Source organism: Acinetobacter sp. GW821-FHT01C12 (assembly GCF_059422625.1).
This window is the reverse complement of sequence record NZ_JBWKXD010000002.1, coordinates 112,986-134,974: the sequence shown is the minus strand read 5'-3', so window position 1 is coordinate 134,974 and position 21,989 is coordinate 112,986. Positions and strand designations below refer to the sequence as shown.

Genomic DNA, 21,989 nt, shown 5'->3' with positions numbered 1-21,989 from the left:
TTACGCCATATGATCATTTTTTGCTTTATGAAAGATCTATTGCTTATACAAATGAATTAAAACTTTTCGCTGTAATAGAATTACTTAAGCTGTTCCAAATTGATTAACGCATGACCAAAATAATTAAATGCATCAAGCGCACCTTGAATAACTTCATCTTTCTGGCTAGGGCTGAGTTGGGCTTGATCTAAAGCTTGCACAAATCGTTTCCAAACCTTTGCTCGACCTTCAGGGTAAGCTGCCAAATTGCGCGCACCATTCTCAGCACTTAAGCCTAAACGTTGCTGCGCTTGTTTAAATAAAAATGCTGCGCCCAAAGTTGATCCTTCTGAAACGTAAATCCAGCCTAAAGCAGCAGGGAAAGTCACATTTAAGCTTTCTAACGTTTGGCCTTGAGGTTGAATGCCTAAATCTTGTAGATCTAACAGTGCTTGTCCAGAACGACCACGAATATCAAGGTCGGTAATATGTAAAGCCACTTGATCTTGTTGAAATAAATATTCGATTTCCAATTGAAAATAATACTGAGACAGGGTGAATAAGGCATATTTTTCTAAATTAGAAAATACGTCTGCCTTTGCCATCAGTGTATGCATTCTTTCATGCTCATCTGCGGTTTGTAATTTGAGACGCATGGCTAAACTGAGTTCTTGTTGCACATTGGCATTGGGTTCTGTGATCAGTGCTTGATTCATGTAATTCTCTGATTAAAAAGTCTATGAAAAAATGGTTTATATGAGAGATGACGAATGAACTAGATAAAAACCGCAACTGAGCCTACAAAAAGTTCTTTAGGAATAGCATTTACAAATCACAAAATGTAAACGATAATTATTATTGTTTAGAATTTTTAATTTAATTTTATGATTCCAATTCTCCCCACACCATCGCGGCAACAAATCCTGCAAGAGATGTATTTGGATCACCATGATTGGTTGAAACAGTGGCTTAACTCGCGTGTCAGATATCCTTTTACTGCCGCAGATCTGGTTCAAGATACTTTTGTTAAATTGCTGCAAACCAAACAGCTCTTTTCTATTCAGGAACCACGTGCATATCTGGTCAATGTTGCAAAACATCTGCTCATTGATAAGCATCGTCGTTATATTTTAGAGCAAAATTATTTAGAAACACTCAAACAGTATGCAGATGATCAAGATCTTTTAGTCACTTCAAATCAAATTGAAGAGGCCGTACTTATTTTAGATTTTCTCACCATCGCGTTGCAGGATACAACGGCACTGACTCGAAAAGCCTTTATCATGTATTACTTTGAAGGCTATAGTCAGAGTGAAATTGCCACTGAGATTGGTAAATCATTACGCACGACACAGCTCTATTTAGCCGAATGTTTACAGTTATGTTATGAGGCGAAAAACAATTTGCTTGAGCTAGGACTAGATGAACGCTAAACAGCTACAGCAAGAAATGGCTTTATGGATTGTTCGTTTAAATACTGACGATTTGCATGAACGTCAACAAGCGCAGATTGAGTTTGAAGCATGGCGAAGCAAATATCCTGAACATCATGATCAACTTGATCAGATGTTTAATTTTTCTGAAACGATGCAACAGTTTTCGACAACGCATGGCATATCCAGCCAAAACATTCGCAACTCAATAAAAGTCAGCCAGCAAAGTAAAAAACATATTTTACAATTGTTTAGCAAAGTCTTGCTGTTTTGTGTGAGTATCGGTGGTGTTGTTTATTTCGCTGCGAATTCAACAATGATGTCTTACTACATGGCTGATTATAAAACTGAGGTTGGGCAAATGCATTCGATCACCTTGGAAGATGGTTCCAAAGTGACTTTAGCTGCAAAATCTGCCATTAAACTTGATTTCACCGCTGAAAAAAGACAAATCAATCTAGTCCAAGGGGACATTTATATTGATGTTGCCAAAGACCCAAAACGACCTCTGATCGTTCATACAGCCCAAGCGGATTTTAAAGCGCTCGGTACACGATTTATTGTTTATCAGTACCCCAATAGCAGTGTGCTGAATATGTTGCATTCAAAGGTTGAAACCCGTTCTTTGGCTAAAAATTCTCAAGTCAAAGTAGTCAAGCAAGGCGAAAAAATTAGCGCTGACTCACGTGGTTTAAGCCAGATTTCTGAGTTGGATATTGCTTCCACTCAGTTTGCTTGGGATAAACATCAGATATTGGCAGATCAACTTCCTTTGCCTGATTTACTCACAAACTTAGGGCGTTATCATCATCAATATTTGATATTTAATCACTCAGCTTTAAAAGATTATAAAGTCAGTGGTGTGATTAATGCGAAGCAGGATTTAGATCAAACGCTCCGTTTGTTGGTAACTCAATATCCAATTAAAATAAATAAGCTTGGCGATCATGTGATTTATATTACTTCAAAATAACAAAAATGTTATTTTGGATGGGGTGAATATCTTGTTAAATGTGGTTTATTTATGTTTAGTCACATTTTTATATGTTGAAAATACTGTTTAAAACTAAAATAATGACTTAAAATTTACCATTTGATTTATTTATGATATTGAATTTTTATAATAAAATTTATACATGATTTTATGTAATGTACTTGTATGATAAAAAGTCAACTTAGAAGCTATTGTGATATAGATGTATTTTTGTAAGGATGGTATTTTATTTTAAATTGTCGGATATTTAAAATAAATAGTGAATGGCTAAATTTTTAAATCAGCATAGGATTAAAATAAGCATAAACATAGTTTAACTATATTTAATTGCGTTTATTTATATTGGGATTTTTGTTCCTATAATGTGAATAAGATTATATTTATCGCATGTTTTGATTCAAACTTTATAAAGGGGGGGATTCAATGAAGAAACTGACTTTAGCAACATTGAGTACTTTGGCTTTAACTTTGTCATGCACAAATGTATTTGCGCTAGATGGAACCATTACTGTTAATGGCGCTGTGACGGATCAGACCTGTGTATTGCTAGCAAGTCCTATTGGGGGGAATGCGACCAATGGTCTTAAAGATATAACAGTTAATATCCCTGCTCTGCCTAAATCAAGGTTTATTCCAAATCAATGGGTATGGATCGAAAGCTTTAATCTGTATCTAAGAAATGCTACGGGTACAGCTAACTGTGATGCTGCAACAAGTAAAGCCTTTAAAGGGATTCATCTCAGTGCGATTTCGCCAGATCACTTGGATACAGCCGATAAAACTTTATTAGTGAATCAAGCCAGTGGTGCTTCTAAGGAAAATCCTGTTTTTATTCAAATTTTAACTGCACCTGCTGCTATTTATGTGCCAGTAGATCTTTCTGCACCTTGGGAGGGGCAGGTGAAAGGTCAAGTTTTTAGAGGTAGTAATAATGAAACGTACCTAGTTTATGGGGTAGGAGTGTCTTCTAAGACTGGGATTGTCGATGCTCAGAATTACACGGCAACTGTCAATTATACCATCCACTATAATTAAATTTTTGTGTTGGTTTTAGCAGGGAATCATAGGTTAGCTGATGATTGAGCAAGTTAAAAATAATTAAAACTTTATGGAGTTAATTCAATGAAGAAACTGACTTTAGCGACATTGAGTGCTTTGGCTTTCACTTTGGCAAGTAGTAGTGTATTTGCTACAGATGGAACCATTACAGTGAATGGTGTTATTACTGATGGCACATGTATATTAGAAGGTTATAGTTATCATGCAACGGGCTTAAAAGATATAACAACTAACTTGCGCGCTATGCCTAAATCAATGTTTACGGATCCTACGAATTTTCCTTTATTAGGAGTATACATTCCCATGAGATTAAGAAATGCTACAGGTACAGGCCCCTGTGATGCAGCAACAAGTAAAGCCTTTAAAGGGATACATCTCAGTGCAATTTTACCAACTGATTTGGATGCGAACGATAAGACTTTATTGGTCAACAAAGCAGCAAATGTTTCTAAAACAAATCCTGTTTTTGTTCGAATTGGAACAGAAGATAAAACCAATAACACCGTAGTGGATCTTTCCGCGCCTTGGGGAACTCAGGCAAAAAGTCCAATTTACGAAGAAGGCTACGTGACTTACGTCGCAAATTATTTTTCCAAAACAGGAATTGTCGATGCTCAAAATGTGCAAGCAACTGTAAATTATACAATAATGTATAACTAATTTTTTGTGTGTTGGCTTAAGTGAAGAATGGTGCGTTTGCTGAAGATTGAGAAACTTAAAAAATATAAAGTTTTATGAGGGGAATTTAATGAAGAAACTGATTTTAGCTACATTGAGTACTTTGGCTTTAACTTTGACATGCACAAATGTATTTGCAGTAGATGGAACCATTATAGTAGATTGGGCTTAATGATTGGTCACATCTTATGTCATATATGATATAATATTTAACATATAGTATGAGGTCTTAGATATGAATGTACTCACTTTTATTAATGGTGCGACTGTTTCTGCGACCGATGTTCGTAAATCATGGAGTAAAATTGTTCAAAGTGTCAAAGAAAACCATAAACCAGTTTTCGTTTGCACGAACAATAAGCCCGAAGCTGTTGTACTGAGTTTTGAAGAGTTTCAAAACATGCAAGAAATCGTTGAAGCTGCTAGACGTGAAATGTTAGGACAACAAATGATTGGTGATCTTTTTGATATTGCTGAGTTAACTGGTCGTCCAATCAAACATATGCGTTTAAACGTAAATGGTGTGTTTGAGGAAGCAGAAGGGCAATAAGCATGACTGTTGGTGATATCTATCGGATTTTCGTTAGATTTGATTTAGACCCGCTTAAAGGTAAAGAACGATATACGGTTGAAATTGGAAAAACTAATTTAACTGTTGTGCTTTTAGATTCGATTACAAGTCAGTACGAGGACAAATCAGATTTTATAAAGTTGCAATACTATCCGATTCGAGATTGGAGACAGGCGGGTTTAAAAAAGGCATCCTATATCGATATTAGTAGCACAATGAGCTTTGATTTTCGAGAAATATTAAAAAACGGAAAATATATTGGTCAGTTAAGTTTCACTGATATTGAAGAATTGGCTAAGTTCATTCAAACATACAAAAAGCGTTTGGAAGCATACAATAAAGCCAATGCTAAAGAAAACCCTTAGCAATAAAAACCGCACTAGTGCTGTTTTTATTGCATCATTGAATAGCATTCTATAAAAGTAAATTTATAAAAATATTATAAAATCAGTACTGTTATTTATATTGAACAGGATTTAGATCAAAACCTACATTTGTTGATAGACCAATATCTATTTAAAATTAAAAATCTGGACAATCAAATAATTTATATCACTGCAAAATAATAAAGCAGATTATTTTAGTTGGATTAAATGGCTATATTTTAGAAACAATTTTAGTTGGATTTATCAAATTTTATATGTTGAAAATACTGTTTAAAACTTTAATTTAATTTTATTTTTGATTGATTATTTTGTTTAAGATATTGAATTTTAATAATTAAAATATATGTATGATTTTTTGTAATGTATTTTAATGATAAAAAGTAAACTTAAAAATATTGTGATATGCGGATATTTTTGTCAGCATGAAGTTTTATTTTAAATTGGCGGAAATTTAAAATAAAAACATCTATTAAAATAGACTCCAGCTTGAAATAAGCAGAGTTTTAAAGTGAACAACAACAGCGTTTATATATTTAGATCTATCTATTTTCGTTGAAATTACAATGTCCCGTAATGTGAATAACAGTATCGTTAAATTATCGCATTTATTAAAACTTTATGAAGGGGGATTCAATGAATAAACTGACTTTAGCGACATTGAATGCTTTGGTTTTAACTTTGGCATGTAGCAGCGTGTTTGCTGTAGATGGCACAATTAGAGTCAATGGTGTGGTGACGGATCAAACATGTACCTTAGAAAGTCGCGGTGGTTTTATAACGGGCTTGAAAGATCTAACAATTAGCTTGCCCGCTGTGTCCAAATCAAAGTTTAAGCCTACAAATCCAGCGCCCGCATACTTTTCTATGTTCTTAACAAATGCTGAGGGTACAGGTGACTGTGATGCAGCAACAAGTAAAGCTTTGCAAGGGGTACATTTAAGTGCTATTTCACCAGCTGACTTGGATGCAGATGATAAGAGTCTGTTGGTCAATAAAGCTATAGGTGCTCCTACTAAAAATCCTGTTTTTATTCGGCTTTTAACTGCTTATACTGCTGAAATTGTAGATCTTACAGCACCGTGGGGAGTCCAAGCGAGAAGTCCAGTTAATTATAATCGCTATATATATTACCAGATACAATATGCTTCTAAAACAGGAATTGTCGATCCTCAAAATTTCACTGCAACTATAAATTATACATTGCACTATAATTAATTTTGTCTGTTGGTTTTAGTGGGGATGCTTAGGTTTGCTAATACTTTAGAAAATTAATATTTAAAAAAACTGCAATTTATTGCGGTTTTTTCGTTTCTGCTTCGTCATATAACTTAGAACACATGAAAACACAGATTATTTTAACTGAATGAAGTTAATGATTATCATTTAACCTTGGGTGATTAGAGAATGTCTCAATCTTTATATCAGAATGCAATAAAGCCAGTTGCAATGGCTGTTGCAATCGCACTGTCTATGAGTGCAATCAGTATCCAAACGCATGCCAATAACACTTCACCTGTTGGCTTTTATCAAGTGCAAAGTGGTTCATTGACTCAAGCATTAAATAGCTTGGCACAGCAAGCCAATGTATCGTTGTTACTCGATCCAGCAAAAACCAATCGTTATCGGGTAAAGACGCTTAAGGGTAAGTATCGCCTAGATCAGGCTTTTGCATTATTGGTGCAGAATACCCCATTTCAGATTCAAAAAACTTCAGCAGGCTATCTACTTATTGAAAAGCCTGTTGCTACACAAATGCCTGTAGTCAATACAGCAAACATTGCAACGGAAAAAACAGCAACAGGAAAAACAGCAACATCAACCACAAATGCTGAAAACCAAATTTATCAAATGACCCCGATTGTGGTCGAAGCAGTAAAAAAAGACACCATACAATTTGGTCAGAGCGTACTCAATCAAAAAGCGATTGATCGTTATCAGGCCAATAATGTAGCGCAATTGCTCGATCATATGCCCAGTGTAGGTTCAGCAGGATCGCCACGTCCGGGAGGGCAAACGATTAATATTCTCGGTATGGGTGGGGTCGCCGATGTGCCAATCACCTTGGATGATTCAGTTAAAACCTTTGATAAATATAGACAAGGTTCAGTCTTTATTGAACCTGAGATTTTAAAGAAAATCACTGTGGATAAAGGGCCCCATAACGTTGAAGTCGGAAATGGTGGTTTTGGTGGTAAGGTCACACTAGAAACTAAAGATGCCACTGATTTACTAGATGATGGTAAAAATATTGGCGCATTCTTAAAATATTCACGTTTTTCCAACAACAGCCAAAATACCTATACTGGCGCTGTATATGGTAAAGCTGACAATGGGCTGGTCGATGGTTTGTTTTACTATACCAACCGAGACAGTGGAAATGTAAAGCGTCCTGATGGAACTGAGTTTTTATATTCTGGGCAAGAGCAAGAAACCTATTTAGCCAAACTGAATTTTTATCCTGCCGATGGCCACAAAATTTCTTTAAACGCCATGCGCAGTGGGCATGAAGGTTGGGAACCTTTTGCAGCCATGCGTGATCAAGATGCAGTGCCGACTGAAGCTGATATTGCCAAATATGGTTATGATGAGGCTTGGAAACGCCGTTTGGTCGACCGTGATCAGGAAGATACCAGTTATTCTGCAAGTTATGAATTCAATCCTGATGCTAACCCATATCTAAACTTAAAAGCTGTCGCATCTTACTCCAAAACCTATCAGCATGATCTACGCTTGCCAAGTGTAACGGGTTCAGCGGCACTGTTAGGCAATGAAAGCTGGGTAACCTATACCAATACAGCATTAAAAATGAGTAATATCAGTGATTTTGAAACAAAACTGGGTACGCATAAATTAAAGGTTGGCGCGCAATACCAGAAAATGGAACAAAACTCGCTGATTTATGACAAAAACAATGCCAAAAAGCCAGATTATAATTTTGGTTATTATGAACCGAACTATATGCCTGCTGGCGATCAACAAATGCTGAGTGCATTTATTGAAGATCAGTATCAGATTAACAATTTCGTCATTACCCCATCGCTCCGTTATGATCATATTGAAAATAACGGCAAGCCAAATCGTGCATCACGATTTAATGATCCAGCAGCAGGGCATGATTATTCCAGTAAAACCTATACGGGATGGTCGCCACGTTTGGCAATGTCTTGGAAACAGGCCGACTATATGACATGGTTTGCAAATGTCAGTAAAACATGGCGTGCACCTCGTGTAGATGAACAATATTATGTGCAATCTGCAGCAACCTCTGTTCCCTCGACCAGTCGTTATTTACTGCCTGAAAAAATGTTGGCGATTCGTGTCGGAAATGAGATGAATTTTGACGATGTGTTTAGTGATGAAGACCATCTGCAAGTACGTTTAACTTATCATCATAATCGCGGGGGTGATGAGATATTTCGTAATCGCTCAACATTTTGTAAAGCACAAGCAGAAAACAATGCCAATACAGGAAAAGGCAGTATAGCCGACTGTAAAGGCAATTATGATCATGGTTTTTATCGTAATGTGACTGATTACACCATCAAAGCCTATGAAGTCGAAGCTTTCTATAATCAGCCGACTTGGTTTGCGGGTTTAACCTATTCCTATATTCGCGGGCAACGTGATAATTCCCCTGTAAATCCGTGGTTTGATCAAAAAACATGGATGACCAATATTCCGCCGAAAAAAGCCACAGCGACTTTAGGGGTAAATGTGCCTGAACATCATTTAACTATGGGGTGGAGAGGGATATTTGTTGCTGAGCAAGATCGAAGCCTTTCAGATAATGATAAGTCGATCGCGGCATCTTCATTTTCATTACCCAAAACTAAAGGCTATTCACTACATAGCGTTTATGCCGACTGGCAGCCAATTGGTGCAAAAGGGCCGACGCTGAATTTCTCGATTGATAATTTATTTAATCGTGATTACAAAATGTATTTGGGTGAGTATATGACAGGTACAGGTCGAGATTATAAGGTGAGTATTTCGCAGAAATTTTAATGCGTTTATGTTCAATATTCGACATAGCGAGAAGTCAATTTGATTTAAGGATTAGGTTTATACACATTTACTTCCTATAAATTAAAAGGCTTTTTACATTATTTAATCATAGACGGAGTAGCTATCGCATGGCGACAAGGATGTCGCCCATTATTTGTGAAAATGCAGGGGTATAATGCGTACCCCTCGCTCAACATGAGCAAGAACAAAGCACTGCTTTGTTCTTAGCGCAAGATTTGGCATCCCCTACGAAAAGAGCGGCATCGCGTACACAAAATATGTATAAACGCTTGATGTAAGATGAAGCAGTGATGATTTTGCATATTAATGTACCGCCTATTCCTGTTCCCAACGTACCACTACGACTATTAGCAATCTTTTTAAATAATATTGGGCTTCAATGGGATAGGCTGAGATAAAGTGCGATTGGTTTTCAAAAAGTTTTCATCTGATGAAATTATTTGCTTGGTTGAAATTACTAATAATCTGTTATACAAATAAGGCTCAAACAAGTAAGTTCAACGATAATGAGGATAAATCAAAGTAACAAATGGGAAAATACAAATATTTTAAAATAAAAACGATTAAAGACGAGGATGGTGAAGACTGGGATGTTTATGAAGAACAAAAATCTTCAACAGGGATTATGATTTATCAGGGATGGCCCTATGCCTTAACGCCAAGAGATGGCATAGGTGGTACATTTTCATTTATCTTAACACCTGAAATTGCAGAATTTATTAAAATACATTCGATTACTGAGACTATGCAACAACTTGGTTTAAGTAATGGTATTGTTGCTAAATTCAGACGGAGGCTTAACATTCAAAACAAAGTTATCTATCGCAATGTTCAATGGCTTTTAGAGCATCAAGATGAATTATTACATGACAGTTTTGAAACGTTAAAGAGTAAGTATGGTTTAAATCGGAATCAGGTCTATCGGCATAAGGAATGGTTATCAAAACTTATTGAAATACCAATCGGGGAAAAAATTAGAAAAAATCCATCTGATGAATTACGTGAAAGATGGTTTGTTGAAAATAAACTAAAAATGTTACATCTTTCAGTACAGGAAATTGCCATTGAATATAATATTAGTCTTTATATTGCCAAAAAAGCTTACAACCGTATACGAGATGAATTGGGTGAATTAAATTTCTCTGATGAATTTAAAAATAGTAAACAAATTCAACATCAATGGTTACTTGATCACCAAGATCAATTATTAAATCATAGTAAATCTATTGCAGAATTGGCTGTACACTTTCAAAAAACGGAAGGGCAAATCCGAAGAGCCAGAGCGAAATTACGAGAAATTTTAAAAATGCCAAAAGTGAAAGACCAAAATCAAACTTGGTTATTCGCAAATCACAATATTCTTCTTGATTTAACACTTAGTAAAGAAGAAGCCGCAAAAAAATTAAATATTGAACCAAGCCAAGTCTATAGAAAACGTGGTGCACTTAAAAAGCTACTCAATATCCCTCATCATAATGATGTGGTTCAAGCATGGCGATTAGATAACCAGGAAGTTTTGCTCTCTCTGCATCTAACGATACCTGAAATTGCCAAAATACTAGATCGAAGTGAAAAGTACATTGTTAAAAACAGAATGATTTTAAGAAATTTTTTAGGTATCACTAAACAGGATCAAAAAAATGAATGGGTACTTGATCATCGGCATGATTTAGAAACCCTCAGTATTGAGAAGCTACAAGAAGAATATAATATTGGTCCGCATGTAGTAAAATCCTACAAAAAGCTTTTAATCGAATTGAAACAAAATGAAAACGAATAGTATTTGAGCATAAATATCTATTCTGCTAATATTTCCCTATTAATAATAAGGTTATAAATAACAATGTTAAATAATATTTTTGGTATTTTAGATAAGTTAGGCTTCGGAACACAAAAACGTGCCATCAATGCACAATTTTCAAATTCACAGCTCAATTCTCAAATTATGTTGCAACGCATTGATGGCTTTCATGGCATCAATGAAGGATTATCCGCAGAACTGATCTGCCTATCAACGAACCCATTCATAGAGTTAAAACAATTCATTGGTTGCCAAGTCGCTATTGATCAGGTAACTGATTCAGGAAAGTTATTTAGAACGACTGGCATTATTACTGGTGCTTCACAGGGACAATCTGACGGAGCCTTGAGTCTATATCGATTGACGATGCAAGACCCAACAAGTTTATGGCATAAACGACGCAATAGTCGTGTGTTTATGAATAAGAATGTTGTTGAAATTATTGAAGTAATTTTCAAAGAATGGCAGTCTAAAAGTGCTCTATTTGCTTCAAGCCTAAAATTAGATACTAGTGGTCTAACTAAGTCTTATGATATCCGTCCATTCTCAATGCAGTCGAACGAAAGCGACTATGCATATTTAACTAGATTAATGCGTGAAGAATCAATCAATTGGTTGATTGATGAGTCTAAATATATCGTTTCAAGTAGCAACGAAAGCATTGAACCACAAAAGCTTAGAGTAATTGATGATAACAATCAATTTAAAGCAATTGAACGCCGAAGCATACGCTATCATAGGTCGAATGCAACAGAGCAGTATGACAGCATCACCAGCTTTATCGCACAACGAAGCTTACAGCCTACAGCCATCCACTTACAGCGTTGGCAAGCTGATAGTTTAAGTCAAGAAGATGCCAGTGGATCAGTACTCAGTACTCATAAACACAGTTCAAATAGAGACAATGAAAGTCTGAGCCTAGAACAAGCATGGACCATCTCCCCTGCATGGATCGGTGATCTCAAAGGTGAAGATCAGGCAACAAAATCAGGCAATAGCCAATTAGAAAAGATTAACAAGCAACTGAACCAATATCAGGCCTTACAATCCAAATACTTTACAGTACAAAGTAGTGTACGAGATACCCAAGTCGGGTATTGGTTTCAACTTGTAGATCATCCTGAACTTGAGAAAAATCATAGTTTGAATGAGAGAGAGTTCTTAATACTCAATAAACGCTATTACAATCGGAATAACCTCCCGAAAGACATGAAAGATCAACTAGAAAAGTTGCTTACGCTGAGTCATTGGGACAATAGTAAAGACAGTGAGCAAGAACGCCAAGCCAATGAATTGATGGTCGTGCGTCGAAGTATTGCTGTAGTGCCCGAATACGATCCGTTAGAACACCGACCTGTAGCCCATGTACAACGAGCAAAAGTCACTACGGACGGTGAAGAAATTCATGTAGACGAATGGGGACGTATCAAAGTTCGTTTCCTGTTCACACGTACAGATGACCATAGTCATGATGGCGGTGCAGGTTCAAATGATAATGATACAGACTCGGCTTGGGTTGATGTACTTACCCCTTGGGCTGGTGAGGGTTATGGTGCACGTTTCTTACCGCGTAAAGATGAAATTGTGGTGATTGATTTTTTTGACGGAAATATAGATCGCCCATTCGTAACTGGTCGAATCCATGAAGCACAACGGAATCCAACCAAGTTTGATATAAAAGGACAATTACCTGATACTAAAAAACTGAGTGGTATTCGATCAAAAGAGGTTTCAGGGGAAGGCTTTGGGCAGCTTAGATTTGACGATACAACTGGGCAACTCAGTACACAGCTACAATCCAGCCATGGTGCGAGTCAGTTAAATTTAGGGAATTTAAGTCATCCTAAAGAAAGGGCTGAGAGTGACGGTCGTGGTGAAGGGTTTGAGTTAAGGACGGATCAGTGGGGGAGTATACGTGCGCCTAAAGGGATTTTGATCACAACGGAAATAGATACTAACGCCAGTGGAAATCAACTTGATCGAACTAATTTACAACAGAATATTGAGAAATTTTTAGGTACAAATTCAGCAATAAAAGATGCAGCAAAAGGACACCAAACAACCGAACCTGAATTAGAACTTCAAGAATCTCTAAAAAATGAACTTCCATATTGGAATGAGTCAGATAAAACACCTTTTATTGCAATTGATGCTAAAGATTCAATTATCCTTGACGCAGATAAAGGTATTGTTGCACAAGCTAAAGAAAATATAGATATTAGTTCTGAGCGTAATGTCCAAATTTTTTCAGGTAGAGGTTTCTTTGCCAATGTACTTGATAAAATTTCACTCTTTGCTAAAGCAGCAGGTATTAAAATTAAAGCTGGGCAAGGTTCTGTAGAAATAGAAGCACAAGCGGACACAATGAAAATTGCTTCACAAGAGTTAATGCATATATATGCAATCAATGATTTTGTTAAAGTTGAGAGTGGCAAAGGCATTCTATTTGCAGCAGGTGGTGGTTATATCAAAATTGAGGGCGGCAATATAGATATTGTTTGCCCTGGGACAATGTCTTTAAAAGCTGGGCAAATTCAAACTATGTCTGGTAGTACGTTAAGCACAGACTTAGCAGCAATGCCACAACTTCAAATGGATTATGATGAACAGTTTGTAATTCGAAATAGAGCTGGATTAGAACAACCCAATACCAAATATAAAATCACTACTGAGGATGGAAAAACCATTACAGGTGTGACTGATGCTGAAGGAAAAACGCAGAAAGTTACGATGCTATCAATGGGGAAAGCGGTTTTAGAAATTTTGGATAACTAATGATAAATATATTTTTAAAATCATTAATTTTTGTCAGTACTATTTGTATTTCTTGTTGGAGCAATGCCACTAGTACTATCGAGGGTAACATGAATTCTTTAGATAAAAAGCAACAATGGTGTACAGGTCGATATTCTTTTGAAATACCGAAAAACCATGAAATTATTGGTGTTACTGATAAATATGATTCATTTGTGATTGAAAGTGAATTGGCAACTTACATTGATTTTCTTAATTCAATTCAAGTAACCCAAAAAGAATATACTGTTGGTAATAGCGTAATTATCAAAGAAACAGAAACCCCTAAAGAATCAAAACAAAAGCTTACTAAAATTATCTGGGGGGATATAGATAAAAGCACAAATAAAGGCTTAACACATGTGATTGCATTTGTCTTAGACAAAGGTATTTTATTCAAAATTAAAGGTAGCTATTCAGAAGCTTACAAAGATGAAAGTTTTGAGTCGATCAATAATGTTGTGACTAATTTAACAGCTCGTAATAATAATACCATTCCAATAGAAAAAGGCGTGTGTATATTAAATGGCTTTATTAAAGACAATGGTGATAAATATAGATTTAGCAGACAGATAATTTCCTTTCAATATAACAATTTCCCTTCTCTACGTTTGGCGTTCACTGTAGAGGCTACATATAAAGCTGAGCAAAATATTATCAGTTCAGTAACCAGCAAGTTAGAGAAACAAGGTGTCTTACAATCTTTTCTATCGAGTTTTAAATCAATTCGTAAAGGAGAAAAAAATCAAAACAACACTTCAAACCCATTAAAAGGGGTTGAACTGGTTGTTGAAGCACCTATGAAAGGTAAAAGTGGGATTGATGCAACGTGGGAACATACAGGTACTGCTAAAAATTCTAATGATCCGACAATCCTATTCTTGCTTGATTCAGCTTATAACGACAGAATTACTAAAACTTCTAGCCTTTCTGAGAAGGACGCTTTGAAGCTATATGATTATACATTAAATTCTATTAAAAAATTTCAGGAGTAATTTATGTCATTTGAACATAATGCTTATAAATCTGAAGGTGAAATCAAATTTACTTCAAATACTACACCAAGTACGACACCTACATTATGCTCAGTTACTAAAGGTCCCAAATATGTTTGCCCCGTTATTTTTATTCCCGGAATTATGGGTTCGAATATTATTCACAACAACGGTGATGAAGTGTGGTTTCCACCAAATGGATTAAGTGCTGTTGGCGCCTTAATTTATGGTATTTTTAGAACAGCAAAGGCAAGACAAGAACAACTAGATCCTCTCGAAACAAGTGTAAGTAATAATGGTGACATAAATATTAAAAAAAAGCTTTTACCTGGATTCACTGAAGAAAAAGCCAGACTTAGAGGTTGGGGCACAGTTTGGTGGACTGGTTATGGAAAGATATTAATGTATCTTGAAAACCATCTAAACCAGTCTCTAGTTGAGTCAAAAGGTGATAAAAAACTTTTTCAAGGGGGGGAAGAATGGAAATTATTCACACAGGTTGGTGAAGAAGCTGATAATACAAAAGGTGCTAATTTAAGTAAAAAATGGGGTTCCGATTCAAATTTAGAATTGCTATCTAGAGAAATGCATAGTGAGCTGGCAGATTATGCATTTCCTGTTTTTGCGCTTGGATATAATTGGCTCCAATCTAATGAGGATTCCGCTATTGATGTTCAAAAAAGATTAATTAATAAAGTCAAACCACAAGCAATGAAAGAATATCCTTGTGCCGAATTTAAGAAATTCATCATTGTTACTCATAGTATGGGGGGGCTTGTAACACGCTCTCTGATTCAAAAAGAAATCAATTCAGATATTCTTGGTGTAGTTCATGGTGTTATGCCTGCTTCAGGTGCTCCAGCGGTTTATCAACGTCTATCAAATGGATGGGATGGTAAAGCTACTACAGGAAGCATAATCGACTCAATTAGTGCTTTAATTTTTGGCCATAACTCAGCACGATTGATGTCTGTTCTTGGGAATGCTCCCGGTGCGCTAGAATTATTGCCTTTTGGTAATTTTAGAAACGATCAAGGTGGAACTGAATGGTTGAGAATGAAAACGCAAAATTTAGTTGGTAATACTATTTTGGCAAATGTACCAAAAACCACCGATCCGTATAATGAAATTTACATGAACCGTGATGTTTGGTGGCGAATGATCAATGAAGATGGGCTTGATCCAGCTAATATGCTAGGAGAAAGAATGGCAATTGAGAATAAATCAGATGTTTTTTCTTTTTATGAAGATAATATTTTGAAAGTCAAGCGTTTCCATGAGGTTATTTCAGATTCTTATCACGAAAATTGTTATGCTCATTATGGAAATGATGAAAACTTCAAAGCATTTAGTGAGGTGACATGGACTTCTGAGACTCGAATGAATGTAAATAGTGAAAATGATCTTTTATTATTCAATGGTACAAATGACCCGATTCCTGAGGGTAAAAAACATTTCACACCTATAGCTGAAGGGAAAAATTCAACCAAGCCACCAGTTAACAAAAATTATAAGTGGTTATTTAGTAAGGATGGTAAGCGTTATATTAGTGATGGCAAGAATGATATAAATGGTAATTTTAGTAAAAAAATTTGCTTTAATATTGCCGTTAAACCTACATCTAATGGCGATGGAACTGTTTGTAGTGAATCTGCCAAAGATGTAACAAGGGAGCGTAAAGGTGTCAAGTTAAAACAAACATTTGCTATAAATGGTTATTCTCATGCAGATAGCTATAACCATATCGATGTTCAACAAAATACTTTGTATTGTATTGCTAAGGTTTTGCTTAACACCACCAAGAAAGAAAACTCTGGATCTTCACAAAATTATGAAACTGAACTTGCATAAAAGGCATCTAAACATGAAATCAAAAATTCAATACCATCTATTATCTTTGCAAATATTTTTACTTATGTCCCCATTGTTTTTAGTGGGATGTGAATCTATGGTTCGAAGAATTTATAGGTACTAATATCAAAGGGCAGAAAGCTTTTCCAAGTTGACTGCCTAGAGTTTTCGGTACGCCAAATGAGATAAATCAACCCCAAACTCATCATCAAAACATTCGTGGTGCAGAGTATTATTTAAAATCTCATGGGGTCGCTCATGCTTAAAACCTCATTTAGAAATCATTGATAACTTAAGAGTGAAAGGCAAGGATAAAGTTAGAACAATAGTGAACCTTGCCTAAAATTAAATTACTGTATAGAGCTACCAGTAAAAAATTATCCAGCCAAAAAGGCAAATTGCCATAACGATTCCTGCTTATTCATAACCTATTTCCGCGCAATCAGCACATCAACTGGGGCAATAGGAAATTGCACATTCTCGATCGTTTCAATGTGCTGACAACCCAGTTGTTTTAAGCTGCGATAAATATCGTCCTTTTGTGGAACGTAATTGCCTTGCATACGCATATTGAGATAATAGCTTTGAATGCCTGCATCATATTGAGATGGGGCAATTTCTGCATGACAACAAATCAATACACCATTGGGTGATAGAGCTGTAAGCAGTCTTTGTAAAATTAAAGCATAGTCACCAACAAAATGTAGTACAGAAGAACACCAAATAATGTCGTATTGAGGTTGAGGTTGAGGTTTTAAAGTTTGAAAGTCTAAGCTTTGCAAGTCAGCAGCTAAACAATGTAAGCGTTGGTGTGCTGGATGGTTTGCTAAAGTGGGACGAATTGCCTCGATGACATGCGGAAGCTCTAAAAGGGTACATTCAAGTTGAGTAAACTTTTCAGCCAAATGCATTGCGATCCGTCCAGCGCCAGCACCGATATCAAGAAAATGTCTTGCTGTTTTAAATTCACGGACTACGTCAGAAAGCACATCTGCAATGTGAACTGTAACAGCGTTTTGTTCTTGGGCAATTTGTATTTGAGCCGCTTGTGCCCAAGCAGATCCGATTGTTTCTGGTGTTTGAGATTGGGCTTGGAAATCACGAGAGAAAGATACAGAAAGTTGACCAGCAACAGACTGAATCACTTGTTGGCGATATAACAGAGCATCAGCGCAATACTGATCTGATATCGGATCAAAGTAGTCTTTAAGTGCTGGTTTAATACGATAAAGCATAGCCTGTCTGGTTGGGTCAAACTGGGTGTCTAACAGTTGTAAACTGGCCAAGAGCTGTAATAGATAATCGGTATTTTGCGGATGCAAAGCATGTTTATCTGCCAATACCGTGGCATCTTCAAATTGAAATAATGATGCAAAGAGTTTTTTTTCAATTGAAAAATCTAAGGCTTGTGCCTGAATTTGTGACAGGTAAATTTGCCAAATGGAATGTAAAGGATGAGGTTGAGTCAGTATGTGTACAGCCTGATTTAGAGAAAGATTCATTAAAATCACCTTTTAAAATTGCATATGGAATGCCGAGAACATTCAGTCTAGACATTCGATCCAAAGATACGATATGATGACCCAATAAATGAGAATGATTATTATTTATAATATGCGAATTATAGAAAATACTATGCAAAGTGATGTTTTCAGCTAGATGGAGTATTGAGTGATGACACAATTACATCATCGTGTACGGATTGATGTAGCGCGTTCGGTTCAAGAGATCTCTTCACGGCAACAATGTATTGGCTTGCCTGAAGATTTTGGTTATTGCTATGCAGACACTTTACAGATTGAAGCTGGCTTGCTGATTAACCAATTACATTATTGCCCTCAATATGCATTAGAAGAAGAAACCCAAGCAACACACCCAAACCCCGTGATGGTATTGACGGTTGGATTACAAGGGTGCTCAAAATATCAGAGTAAGAATGCAGAGCAGCTCAGTTTTAAAGCGGAGCATATCAGTATTAACACTTTTCCATCCATTGAAGGAATACGTCACTATCAAAAACAACAGACGGTTTCTCAGCTTCGCTTGATTATGACTTCGGAATTTTTGAGTAAATATCTAAGCTCACAACAGCTCAAGGCATTATTTCTCCCAAACCATATCAACCCAATCGCTTTTCAGCCTGTTTCAAGGACCAGTAAGTCCATGCTTGCACATTGGCACATTCACTCGTACAGCGCAACAACCAACCACAACATCGCTTACAACAACATATTCATGCACTGAGTTTGTTATCAGAACAGTTGCCGTTCATTGCGCCTGATGAATCAGCAGTCTCATCTGCAAACTTGAGTATGCAGGATGTGCAAAATTTGGAAAAAGCCAAAGCTTTAATGATCAATCAATTAGATCAAGCATTGACGATGCAGTATATCGCCAGTGTGATCGGTATGAATGTATATAAATTCAAAGCCTGTTTTACCAAGCTGTATGGGGTCAATCCGACTGAATATTTATTGCAGTTGAGGATGAGAAAAGCCCATAGCTTACTTGAGTCAGGTTTACACGTGGCTCAAGTGGCGTGGCAGGTGGGCTATCAATATCCCAATAATTTTACAGTTGCGTTTACTCGTTTTTATGGCAAATCACCCAAAGCATTATTTGCAAAAAATAAATCTAAATGACATGAGGAATGCGTAATGAAAAAAATATTGCTTAACTTGCAAGATGAGATTGCAGACACGCTACTGATTACCTTATATGCCAAATCCGTTGAAACGCAGAAAAAAAATCCCTTAATCAATGATCAAACAGCCTGTGAGTTGGTGGAAAAAATTGATTATGATTTTTCAAAATATAAAAACAAGAAAGCCACGTCGGTTGGAGTTGCATTGCGTTCAACACATTTTGATCAGAAGGTTAAAGACTTTATTCAGCTTCATCATTATCTTAATCATCAGCCGATTATTGTATTTGTAGGCTGTGGTTTAGATAGCCGTATACAACGTATCGGTAAAAGTGCTGAACATGCTGAGTTTTATCAATTGGATATTGCAGAAGTGATTGAACAACGTCAGCAACTGATACCTGCGCATAAAAATGAACACTTTATTGCAAGTTCAATGTTATCGACCACATGGATGGATCAATTAAAAGAAACGCATCCCAATGGTCATTTTATGTTTGTGATCGAAGGGGTATTGATGTACTTCAATCAAGCTCAAAATCAACAGGTGTTAACCGCTTTAGCCGAGCGGTTTTCAGATGCTGAAATTCATTTTGACATGCTCAATGCTTGGATGAGTACTAAGTCTGCTTTACACGATACTGTGAGTAAAACCAAAGCCACATTTAAGTTTGGCTTGGATGATGAAAAAGACATTGAAACATGGCATCCCAAACTTAAACATGTGCGGACTTATTTGTTTAATCAATTTAATGGCTGGCGTCGAATGGGGCTAATGTTAACGACACTAATGTCAATTGTGCCAAAACTCAAAACTTCTTCACGTATTGTCATGTTTAAAATTAGCTAGCGTTTTTTTAAATGTTACTTGATTGAGCCATATATAAAATTTAAAAATATTAACGTTAAACGATATATGGCTTGGTTTTTAGTTGGATTGTTAACAGATAAGCTCCAAGTCTTTAAGTCACCAGTCCCCGTTATTGAAATAAAATACTGATCAAAACCAGGGTGAGTAATAGGATATAACCTCGTTCATGCATTTGATTAGATAATTTTCCGGTCCATTGTATTGCCAATTTCATACCTAAAAAGCCGCCTATAATCAATGCAATTAAAGCAGGGGAGTAAAAATAGCCAATAAAATGCGAGCCTAGATGTTGTGGTTGGATAATTTGCCCAATGATCAAGGTGATACAACCTGCAATCGCAACCGGCATACTCAAAGGGTTGGCAAGGGCAACGGCTGAAGACATATCCAAACCACAGCGCCGGAACAGGGGGACAGTCATTACACTGCCTCCGACACCCAATGCTGATGCAATTCCGCCGATAAAGATGCCGCCTAGGCCTTGTTCTGTTTTGGTGAGTAATCTTACGGATTGAGGATTTGAGTGGGGCTGTTTAAATTGACGAATCATACAATCTAAAATTGTTATACACAAATAGAGCGCAAAAGCCCATTTTAATAGGTGTGATGAAATATTTAGGGCGAGTAGAGTGCCTAAAATTGCGCCAGTGCCTATCCAATATGCGATTGGGAAGAGGTATTGTTTGTGTATTTTTCGCTGTTTATATTGCTGATAAGTTGCCAATCCAGAGTTGATCACCATCAACAATAATGAGGTGGCAACTGCACTTTTAAACGCTAAATCATAGGCGGTAGAATGAATTGGATATTGCATACAAATTGTCGAATAAACCAAAGGAACAACAACAAAGCCACCGGCAAAACCAAATAATATGGTGAGTATGCCACTGACAAATCCTGCAACCAATAAAATAAGATAGAGTTCCATACACAGAGATCTTTGAAAATAAATACCAGTTTAAGGATTTCTCGATCGGTAAAATTTGTTATATTCCGCATTTAATTACTCAAATCAGACACGGCTATGAAACAAATCTCGATTCATAGTGTTGAGCATTTAAAACATAAAATGATTGCGATAGAAACGCAGTACGCTGAGTATTATGTATTGAAGATGCACAGCCATAAACGAGCACAATTACTCTATGCAGCTCAGGGTGTGATGCATGTAGAAACACCACAAGGAAACTGGATCATTCCTCCTGAAAGGGCGGTTTGGATTCCACCGCAAGTTCCGCATCAACTGACTTTGTTTAATGTTAAAACCTGTAGTTTGTATATCCTTCCTGAAGATGTCCCGAGGCAGATTGAATGTTGCGAAGTGCTGTCAATTTCGCCTTTGCTTCGACAATTACTTTTAAAAGCACCAGCATTAAATGAACCGCTTTCTAGACATGATGAGCTGATTCAAGAATTGATTTTAACTGAGCTAGCCATTTCTGAAAAAATTGAACTGCATTTACCTTTGCCGGAAAATAAAGCCATTTTAGACATTTGCCAAAGGTTCTTAAAGCAGCCCAATATTCATTTATCACCCGAAGAAATTTCGACACAACTTTATATCAGCGAGCGGCATTTTAGTCGGTTGTTTAAAAGTGAAGTTGGGATGTCTTTTTCAAAATGGCGACAACATGCTTGTGTATTGTTAAGTCTGGAAAAATTAATTCAAAACCAGCCGATACAGCACATTGCTTATGATTTTGGCTTTAAAAATCCTGCTGCATTCACCACCATGTTTCATCGCGTTTTGGGTTTAAGCCCGACTCAATATATGAGTCATCTGCAAAATAAAACATCCAAATAAAATACATTATTGTTTTTGACCAATCGTTATAAAAAATAAGCCTAACTTATCAGTGATGTGATTGATACAGTCGAATTATTAGAAAAAGCACGTTTTATTTAAAG

General features: G+C 36.4%; 19 protein-coding genes and 1 pseudogene. 17 read left to right on the top strand and 3 right to left on the bottom strand.

Going from position 1 to position 21,989, the window contains the following annotated elements; all coding sequences use genetic code 11:
* Nucleotides 1-80: 80 nt before the first annotated feature.
* Complete coding sequence (locus AC07WY_RS06290; RefSeq protein ID WP_494735982.1) at nt 81-695, bottom strand: biliverdin-producing heme oxygenase; 615 nt, start codon at nt 693-695, stop codon at nt 81-83.
* Between the two features lie 168 nt (nt 696-863).
* On the opposite strand from AC07WY_RS06290, the gene AC07WY_RS06285 reads away from it, so the two are divergent.
* From AC07WY_RS06285 to AC07WY_RS06225, 13 genes and pseudogenes are all read left to right on the top strand, one after another.
* Entirely contained in the window at nt 864-1,412 is a 549-nt protein-coding gene (locus tag AC07WY_RS06285) for a sigma-70 family RNA polymerase sigma factor (RefSeq protein ID WP_262086297.1), read from the top strand.
* Entirely contained in the window at nt 1,402-2,385 is a 984-nt protein-coding gene (locus AC07WY_RS06280) for a FecR family protein (protein ID WP_494735981.1), read from the top strand. The genes AC07WY_RS06285 and AC07WY_RS06280 overlap by 11 nt, the downstream gene beginning before the upstream one ends.
* 444 nt (nt 2,386-2,829) lie before the next feature.
* On the top strand, nt 2,830-3,441 hold the full coding sequence (locus tag AC07WY_RS06275; RefSeq protein WP_262086295.1) for a fimbrial protein: 612 nt from the start codon (nt 2,830-2,832) through the stop codon (nt 3,439-3,441).
* A gap of 87 nt (nt 3,442-3,528) precedes the next feature.
* Nucleotides 3,529-4,125 (top strand): fimbrial protein, encoded by a 597-nt coding sequence (locus tag AC07WY_RS06270; RefSeq protein ID WP_494735980.1) that lies wholly within the window; start codon nt 3,529-3,531, stop codon nt 4,123-4,125.
* Nucleotides 4,126-4,213: 88 nt separating this feature from the next.
* Nucleotides 4,214-4,306 (top strand): annotated as a pseudogene (locus tag AC07WY_RS06265) (fimbrial protein); the annotation flags it as partial.
* A gap of 72 nt (nt 4,307-4,378) precedes the next feature.
* The gene (locus AC07WY_RS06260; RefSeq protein ID WP_494735979.1) at nt 4,379-4,693 is read left to right on the top strand and encodes a type II toxin-antitoxin system Phd/YefM family antitoxin; all 315 of its coding nucleotides are present in this window, start codon (nt 4,379-4,381) and stop codon (nt 4,691-4,693) included.
* Between the two features lie 2 nt (nt 4,694-4,695).
* The gene (locus AC07WY_RS06255; protein WP_494735978.1) at nt 4,696-5,079 is read left to right on the top strand and encodes a hypothetical protein; all 384 of its coding nucleotides are present in this window, start codon (nt 4,696-4,698) and stop codon (nt 5,077-5,079) included.
* Nucleotides 5,080-5,733: 654 nt separating this feature from the next.
* Nucleotides 5,734-6,315, top strand: coding sequence for a fimbrial protein (locus AC07WY_RS06250; RefSeq protein WP_494735977.1), 582 nt, complete (start codon nt 5,734-5,736; stop codon nt 6,313-6,315).
* A 189-nt stretch (nt 6,316-6,504) separates the two neighbouring features.
* The gene (locus AC07WY_RS06245; protein ID WP_419336711.1) at nt 6,505-9,105 is read left to right on the top strand and encodes a TonB-dependent hemoglobin/transferrin/lactoferrin family receptor; all 2,601 of its coding nucleotides are present in this window, start codon (nt 6,505-6,507) and stop codon (nt 9,103-9,105) included.
* A gap of 550 nt (nt 9,106-9,655) precedes the next feature.
* Nucleotides 9,656-10,906 (top strand): hypothetical protein, encoded by a 1,251-nt coding sequence (locus AC07WY_RS06240; protein ID WP_494735976.1) that lies wholly within the window; start codon nt 9,656-9,658, stop codon nt 10,904-10,906.
* Nucleotides 10,907-10,969: 63 nt separating this feature from the next.
* Complete coding sequence (locus tag AC07WY_RS06235) at nt 10,970-13,702, top strand: type VI secretion system Vgr family protein (RefSeq protein WP_494735975.1); 2,733 nt, start codon at nt 10,970-10,972, stop codon at nt 13,700-13,702.
* An 89-nt stretch (nt 13,703-13,791) separates the two neighbouring features.
* Complete coding sequence (locus AC07WY_RS06230; protein ID WP_419336708.1) at nt 13,792-14,715, top strand: T6SS immunity protein Tli4 family protein; 924 nt, start codon at nt 13,792-13,794, stop codon at nt 14,713-14,715.
* A gap of 3 nt (nt 14,716-14,718) precedes the next feature.
* On the top strand, nt 14,719-16,566 hold the full coding sequence (locus AC07WY_RS06225; RefSeq protein WP_262086288.1) for an esterase/lipase family protein: 1,848 nt from the start codon (nt 14,719-14,721) through the stop codon (nt 16,564-16,566).
* A 428-nt stretch (nt 16,567-16,994) separates the two neighbouring features.
* Here AC07WY_RS06225 and AC07WY_RS06220 read toward each other — a convergent pair whose 3' ends face one another.
* Nucleotides 16,995-18,068, bottom strand: coding sequence for a class I SAM-dependent methyltransferase (locus AC07WY_RS06220; RefSeq protein WP_494735974.1), 1,074 nt, complete (start codon nt 18,066-18,068; stop codon nt 16,995-16,997).
* A 172-nt stretch (nt 18,069-18,240) separates the two neighbouring features.
* On the opposite strand from AC07WY_RS06220, the gene AC07WY_RS06215 reads away from it, so the two are divergent.
* Genes AC07WY_RS06215 through AC07WY_RS06205 form a run of 3 tightly spaced genes read left to right on the top strand, consistent with a single transcriptional unit; the run spans nt 18,241 to nt 20,060 of the window.
* Nucleotides 18,241-18,810, top strand: a complete 570-nt coding sequence (locus AC07WY_RS06215; RefSeq protein WP_494735973.1) for a hypothetical protein — start codon at nt 18,241-18,243, stop codon at nt 18,808-18,810.
* Nucleotides 18,741-19,208 (top strand): helix-turn-helix domain-containing protein, encoded by a 468-nt coding sequence (locus AC07WY_RS06210; RefSeq protein WP_494735972.1) that lies wholly within the window; start codon nt 18,741-18,743, stop codon nt 19,206-19,208. Before AC07WY_RS06215 ends, AC07WY_RS06210 begins: the two co-directional genes overlap by 70 nt.
* A 15-nt stretch (nt 19,209-19,223) precedes the next feature.
* Nucleotides 19,224-20,060, top strand: coding sequence for a class I SAM-dependent methyltransferase (locus tag AC07WY_RS06205; protein WP_494735971.1), 837 nt, complete (start codon nt 19,224-19,226; stop codon nt 20,058-20,060).
* Between the two features lie 130 nt (nt 20,061-20,190).
* Here the strand turns inward: AC07WY_RS06205 and AC07WY_RS06200 are convergent, their stop codons facing one another.
* Complete coding sequence (locus tag AC07WY_RS06200) at nt 20,191-21,009, bottom strand: sulfite exporter TauE/SafE family protein (protein WP_494735970.1); 819 nt, start codon at nt 21,007-21,009, stop codon at nt 20,191-20,193.
* Nucleotides 21,010-21,105: 96 nt separating this feature from the next.
* On the opposite strand from AC07WY_RS06200, the gene AC07WY_RS06195 reads away from it, so the two are divergent.
* Nucleotides 21,106-21,885 carry an AraC family transcriptional regulator gene (locus AC07WY_RS06195; protein ID WP_262086283.1) on the top strand — a complete coding sequence of 260 codons (780 nt, stop codon included), beginning with the start codon at nt 21,106-21,108 and terminating at the stop codon, nt 21,883-21,885.
* Nucleotides 21,886-21,989 lie beyond the last annotated feature (104 nt).